Source organism: Intestinimonas timonensis, from assembly GCF_900626145.1.
Taxonomy (GTDB): Bacteria; Bacillota; Clostridia; order Oscillospirales; family Oscillospiraceae; genus Intestinimonas; species Intestinimonas aquisgranensis.
Window position 1 is genome coordinate 1 of record NZ_LR130829.1, and the last position, 2,124, is coordinate 2,124.

Consider the following 2,124-nt stretch of genomic DNA (forward strand, 5'->3'; position numbering starts at 1 on the left):
CTGTATAAAGAACGCCATCTGGTGGAGTGTTTTTTCCAGAAAATCAAGTGGTTTCGCAGAATCGCCACCAGATATGACAAGTCGGATGCTTCCTTCCTAGCCTTTGTGTATCTTGCCTCCATCGCTATTTTGTTGCTTTAGCACAATCTCCGCCTTTTTTCAAACAAGCCCTAAACTCATGATTGATATATGGCCGATTTCTATTCAAAGCCTCATTGTATTTGAAGCGCAATGTTTCATTGTCTACAACAACAAGATTAGCGGACAAAGTTTCGTTATCTGACAGTTTCTTCTGGAAAACTTCAAGATCGCGTTTGGCAGAATCCGTCAGAGCAGATGTCGTAATTAACTCAAAACAAACCTCATAATCATCTTCCAGCGCGGTAGCCATTTCACTAATTTTAACTTGCAAATTATGGTTTGCACCTTCCTGGAGATGTGCTAAATCTTGAATTTGAATCCAAGAAGAAAGAACTTCCCTTAAAGGCTCCGCATCTACAGTATCTCCACCGTAAAACTTACCTTGGATAATATAAATTGTACATGACTGGTTATCGATATAAACAGCATCGATTTGTTTATCGCCAGCTCCATCCGTAATGCAATCTTTTGTTTCAAATGTATCAAGATTATGGATGTTGCGAAGGTACCAAGCTACAAAGCGCTGACCATCGTTTGGAAAATTTTCTTTATAATAATCTTGGCCTAATTCTGTCAAAATTTTATTATACATTATCGAAATTACGCCTCTTTTCTGCACCATATGTTATTCCTGGATAAACTCCATAATTTCATCTATGCCGCAATCCAAAGCTACACAAATTTTATATAGGCTCTCCATCGATACAAATTCATTTTTTCCCATCTTTGCTAAGACATTAAAACTAATGCCTGCGGCATCCTTTAAGTCCGAGCGTTTCATCTTTTTGTCGATGAGAATTTTCCAAAGTTTATCATAAGATACCGGCATTGCAACTTCTCCATTCATGTGCGGATAAGTAATTATATCATAAAACACACGATACCTCAAGATAGGCTCACGAAATCATGAGGCTACTTCAAGCCAAATGGCATACTGAATTATATAGCAACTTGTGGCAATACGGTTATTTGGATTCCGTTTTTCCGTTGTCTCTTCTGAGCATATTCCACCAGCTCCCGCGCGTTGCTGGCGGGGTGCCAAGCATAGGAGATGAGGTAGTCTACATGATCCACAACATAGCGGTTTGCTCTCACGATTGCAACCTTGCGCGGAACACTTTCCATCCCTGGTGGATAAAAGGTGCTGTCAAATCCATCTGGAGTTGGGATGGGCCGCTCCTCCGGATGGTATGGCAGCAGCAAAGTGAGCTTCACTTCCGGGTAAAAACGCTTTGCTTCTTTGACTGCCGATGCTGCAAGGCGGTCAAATCCACCATAGTAACCGACGATGAATTCTGTGACGCTATATTCCAAAATGTGCTGCTCAACAGCTGCATACAATGACGGGTAAATCTCTTCCGATGCCTCTCTGTGTCCGACGAAAAAACAGCTTTTCATATCATCTTACAACCTCCAACCCTTTTGAGTTATTTTAACTCAAAAGGGTTAATCTTTTCAAGAGGAACCGGGTATCATCATCAGTGAAGAGAGGTGACACCCATGAACATCGGTGAAGCTGTTAAGGAGCGTATTTTGGAACTGTGCAGCGAGCACGATATTTCCATCAACAAGCTCTGTAGCATGAGCGGTGTGACCCAATCCACCGTCAACAACATCATCAGCGGTCGGAACCGCAGCGCAACAGTTTCTACAATCAAGAAACTCTGCGATGGTCTGGGAATCACGATTGAGGACTTCTTCAATTCTGAACTGTTCCGGAATTTGGAACAGGAAATTAAATAGAAATAACCCGTCCGCATCCACACAGTTGTTATGAATGCAGACGGGTTTCTTTTTTTATTTGGCGATTTAGGCCTTGTTTGAAAAATAAAAGTTGCACAAGAAACCAAGTTATGCGAAGCTATGAGCATGAAACGATATGAATTAACAAAAGAACAATGGGAACGAATCAAGCCGCTGCTGCCACCGGAAGAAACGGGAAAGCGGGGTCGTCCCCGGAAGGATAACGGGATCATGCTCAAC

At 42.1% G+C, this 2,124-nt stretch carries 4 protein-coding genes and 1 pseudogene; 2 read left to right on the forward strand and 3 right to left on the reverse strand.

The window, feature by feature from the left end:
• A pseudogene (locus E0E29_RS17195) lies at nt 1–141 on the forward strand (IS5 family transposase); the annotation flags it as partial.
• On the opposite strand, the gene E0E29_RS17200 reads toward E0E29_RS17195, so the two are convergent.
• The 3 genes from E0E29_RS17200 to E0E29_RS17210 form a co-directional block, all read right to left on the reverse strand.
• The gene (locus E0E29_RS17200; RefSeq protein WP_130850977.1) at nt 125–763 is read right to left on the reverse strand and encodes a hypothetical protein; all 639 of its coding nucleotides are present in this window, start codon (nt 761–763) and stop codon (nt 125–127) included. The pseudogene E0E29_RS17195 and the gene E0E29_RS17200 sit on opposite strands and share 17 nt — an antisense overlap.
• A 3-nt stretch (nt 764–766) precedes the next feature.
• Nucleotides 767–1,018 (reverse strand): helix-turn-helix domain-containing protein, encoded by a 252-nt coding sequence (locus E0E29_RS17205; RefSeq protein WP_479723858.1) that lies wholly within the window; start codon nt 1,016–1,018, stop codon nt 767–769.
• A gap of 62 nt (nt 1,019–1,080) precedes the next feature.
• Nucleotides 1,081–1,539: a hypothetical protein gene (locus tag E0E29_RS17210; protein ID WP_130850978.1), complete on the reverse strand. Its 459-nt coding sequence runs from the start codon at nt 1,537–1,539 to the stop codon at nt 1,081–1,083.
• A 102-nt stretch (nt 1,540–1,641) separates the two neighbouring features.
• Between E0E29_RS17210 and E0E29_RS17215 the strand changes: the two genes are divergently transcribed.
• Entirely contained in the window at nt 1,642–1,884 is a 243-nt protein-coding gene (locus tag E0E29_RS17215; RefSeq protein WP_130850979.1) for a helix-turn-helix transcriptional regulator, read from the forward strand.
• The last annotated feature ends 240 nt before the right edge of the window (nt 1,885–2,124 follow it).

Coding starts and splice junctions, on each gene's coding strand:
- E0E29_RS17200 (WP_130850977.1), bottom strand. CDS start 763: ATGGTGCAGAAAAGAGGCGTAATTTCGATAATGTATAATAAAATTTTG.
- E0E29_RS17210 (WP_130850978.1), bottom strand. CDS start 1,539: ATGAAAAGCTGTTTTTTCGTCGGACACAGAGAGGCATCGGAAGAGATT.
- E0E29_RS17215 (WP_130850979.1), top strand. CDS start 1,642: ATGAACATCGGTGAAGCTGTTAAGGAGCGTATTTTGGAACTGTGCAGC.